At 35.9% G+C, this 3,326-nt stretch carries 4 protein-coding genes; all 4 read left to right on the forward strand.

What is annotated here, in order from left to right; genetic code table 11:
• Positions 1 to 56: 56 nt before the first annotated feature.
• Complete coding sequence (locus OO775_RS11480; RefSeq protein WP_264847306.1) at positions 57 to 329, forward strand: hypothetical protein; 273 nt, start codon at positions 57 to 59, stop codon at positions 327 to 329.
• Positions 330 to 855: 526 nt separating this feature from the next.
• Positions 856 to 1,080 carry a hypothetical protein gene (locus tag OO775_RS11485; RefSeq protein WP_203966365.1) on the forward strand — a complete coding sequence of 75 codons (225 nt, stop codon included), beginning with the start codon at positions 856 to 858 and terminating at the stop codon, positions 1,078 to 1,080.
• A 34-nt stretch (positions 1,081 to 1,114) separates the two neighbouring features.
• Positions 1,115 to 2,233 (forward strand): head maturation protease, ClpP-related, encoded by a 1,119-nt coding sequence (locus tag OO775_RS11490; RefSeq protein ID WP_264847307.1) that lies wholly within the window; start codon positions 1,115 to 1,117, stop codon positions 2,231 to 2,233.
• Positions 2,234 to 2,238: 5 nt separating this feature from the next.
• Positions 2,239 to 3,111, forward strand: a complete 873-nt coding sequence (locus tag OO775_RS11495) for a hypothetical protein (protein ID WP_264847308.1) — start codon at positions 2,239 to 2,241, stop codon at positions 3,109 to 3,111.
• The last annotated feature ends 215 nt before the right edge of the window (positions 3,112 to 3,326 follow it).

Consider the following 3,326-nt stretch of genomic DNA (forward strand, 5'->3'; position numbering starts at 1 on the left):
ATAGATATGTTAAAAAATTAGTAAAATAAAGACGCCACATCTTAAAAAAAATAGTTATGAAGCACTGGATAGAATTTACCCACAACAAAAGCCACCGAGCCAAGCGGTTAGGAAAGTTGGTAAATGCTTTGGACTTTGAGATATTGGAAGCTGAAAGAAATTTAGCAATGTACCAAGCCCAAAAACAACGCACCGAAGCCGAGATTTTGCAGGAGTTGGCAAAACATTACCCAACCCCCGAAGCGTTGGAAAACGCCGTGCAGGAAGCCAAAAACAAAGCCGAGCAGTTTAACACTGAACCCGTAAAATATCATATTCCTAAAAAATAGGTTTTAAAACATTTTTTCTTTGTGGGGTGTGTTTTGTTCTTACCCCGCAAAGAAAATCAAAAATAAAAGCGTTTAAACACTATTTAAACAGTAAAACAAATGAACGACACGGAAAAAATTATCCGATTGGGTAAAGCATTACCCAAAGGAGCAAAAAAAAAGAATTTCAGAACTGACAGGAATAACACAACAAACGGTTGTGAAATTTTTTAAAACAGGCAGTGCCACTCCAAAAAATGCCCTTAAAATCATAGAAACCGCAATGCCTTTTTATGAAAAGCAACAGGCAATTATTGAAGCAAAAAACAAATTTTTAAACCTATTAAAGCAATGAAAAGAGTAACTATTTATCATTTAGACAACGAATGTAACGTACAGTAAATTGAGGTAAGATACTTACTTTTTGGGCGTTGCATTTACCGAAGCCACAAAATAAAACGTGTTAAATATTTGTAAGTACTTAACACGTCCACTGCGATACGATTATTGAGTGCAAATATACAATAAAAAAATATATTATGGTATTATGGCTTATAATCGTAGAAATTTACTTAAAAGAGTTATCGACATTCAAAATATAACGCTGGAACTCAAACGAAAAGACGGAGATATGTTTTTTAAAACTATCTACTGGACGCATATTTACCCGACCTATAAAATAAGTTATCGTACGTATGCAACTTATTTAGATATGAACGCTCGGAAGCAACTCAAAGAATTGGAGGAAAAGATGAACAAAAAAGCATCTTAATTAGTAGAATATTAAAGATTTAAACATATAAAAAATGCAATTTGAAGTACAAGAAAATGTTATCACGGCTTTTGGAGTTATTGAAACTGGGGACGGGGTAAAGTTCGCTTCTCTTTTTTCGCAATTAGAACAAAGTCAAACGGATATACTTTTAAAGTTACACACCGAAGGCGGTTCGGTTTTTGACGGTAATATGATATACAACGCCTTGATTAACAGCAAAGCAAATGTAACCATTCATATAATCGGAATAGCGGCAAGTATGGGGGCGATTATATCATTGGCGGTTGATGAGGTGTATATGGCTGAAAACAGTTATTTAATGATACACGCCCCCTCGTCCTATTCGAGCGGACAAGCACAAGATTTTGAAAATCAAGCCAAACTATTACGCTTGATAGAAGCTGATTTTATCAAAAAACTGCAACAAAAAACAGGCAAAACCGAAGAATACGTAAAACAATGGTTAATCGGGGATACTTGGTTTAATGCTCAACAGGCTTTAAACGAGGGACTTATAAAAGGTATTATTTCCCCTGAGTTTGATTTTGACGCCTGTAACCCCAAACAACTATCTGTAAAAGAAGTGTTTAACCATTACAAACCAAGTAATAATTTTAATTTTAGTGATATGGATTTAAGAGAGCAACTTATTTCAAGATTTAAACTCATTTCTAACACCTCAAACACCAATATTTTAATGAAAGTCGAAGAGGCTTTATATCTTCGGGAGGAGTTAAAAAAGTTGTTGGAATTAGATAAAAAAGTTTCAGACGATGAAATTTTAGAAGCGGTTAAAAAGCTATTAGAAGCTGAACAAACCACCCAAGAGGAGCAGGAAACCGAAGCAAGGTATTTAACCACCCAAGCCATCAGAAGCGGAGGCATTACCCAAGCACAGGAACAGCACGTACTTAACTTGTTCAAGAATGATTTTAAAGGCACAAAGAATTTTTTAAACAGTTTGCCTAAGCGTAACCCTTTCTCAATAAGTGATTTAATAAAAAGTAAGGTCGTTTCGGAGCAGTCCCAAGAAAAACCAAAAAGCGACTGGAATTTAGACGATTACCGAAAAAACGCCCCCAAAGAACTTGAACAAAACCAGCAACTATACCAACGACTAATAAAAGCTAAGTATAACAACAAAAATTAATAATTATGGCATTACAAAAAGAAATTTGGCTTGACCAACTGATGAACAACTTTTACCCCGACACTTCATTTTTAAACTTTACAATGGATTTTTCAGCCTTTGTAGACCACCACAAATTAAATATGGCAGAGGTAGGCGTAGACCCCGAAGTATTAATAAATAACACAACTTATCCTATTGATGTACAAGGGCGTACTGATAAGCCCTTAGCTATTGAATTGGATTTGTACGAAACAGTTAATACATTGGTAAGAGAACCCGAAGCGGTGGAACTCTCTTACAACAAGTTAGAAAGTGTAATTTACGGACACAGGCAGTCATTACAAGCCAAAGCAGGAACCAAAGCGGCACACGCTTTTACACCTCAAAAAGACAGCTTATATACGCCCGTAGTTACAACCACTGGAGACCTGAACGAGGGCTTTAAAAGGCTTGTCCCTGAAAACATTTTGAAGTTAAAACGCCGTTTTGATGAGTTGGATATAAACCCCGAACAGCGTAATTTAGTGCTACACCCAGCACACCTTGAAGACTTGATTTTGTACGACTTAAAAGCGTTTAAAGACCTTACCGAATGGAAAGAGGGCAAACCCGCCAAGTTTGCAGGGTTCAATATTTTGCAATTTACAAAAACGCCGGCCTTTAATGCTACAACAATGCAAAAAAAGGACTTCGGAGCGGTTGCACAAGGCACGGACACTTATTGTTCGTTTACGTTTAGTTCCGATGAAGTAATGAAAGCGGACGGACAAGTACAAATGTACATTACCGAAAAAGACCCCAAACAAAGGGCGACTATTATTGGTTTTGATAAACGTTTTGTGGCGTTACCAATCCGAAATAAAGGTATCGGAGCTATCGTTACCGCTAAACAGTAATGTTTATATTTATATTTATATTTTTGTTTTTGTTTTTGTTTTCACAGAACAACCGCGCCAAAATTGGTGCGGTTGTTTCATTTTTTAGAGTGTTTAAACAGCGTTTAAATAACGCCTTTTTTAGGCCATTTTTTGAGTATTTTTTTTACCAAATCTTCCTGCCAAAAATTGGAAGTCATACCCTAATTTTTTTTTACATTTGGTTTTGCCGTTTA

Source organism: Capnocytophaga catalasegens (assembly GCF_026005215.1).
Classification (GTDB): domain Bacteria; phylum Bacteroidota; class Bacteroidia; order Flavobacteriales; family Flavobacteriaceae; genus Capnocytophaga; species Capnocytophaga catalasegens.

Excerpts from the sequence above, each read along its gene's own strand:
- OO775_RS11480 (WP_264847306.1), top strand. The coding sequence starts at position 57 with ATGAAGCACTGGATAGAATTTACCCACAACAAAAGCCACCGAGCCAAG.
- OO775_RS11485 (WP_203966365.1), top strand. The coding sequence starts at position 856 with ATGGCTTATAATCGTAGAAATTTACTTAAAAGAGTTATCGACATTCAA.
- OO775_RS11490 (WP_264847307.1), top strand. The coding sequence starts at position 1,115 with ATGCAATTTGAAGTACAAGAAAATGTTATCACGGCTTTTGGAGTTATT.
- OO775_RS11495 (WP_264847308.1), top strand. The coding sequence starts at position 2,239 with ATGGCATTACAAAAAGAAATTTGGCTTGACCAACTGATGAACAACTTT.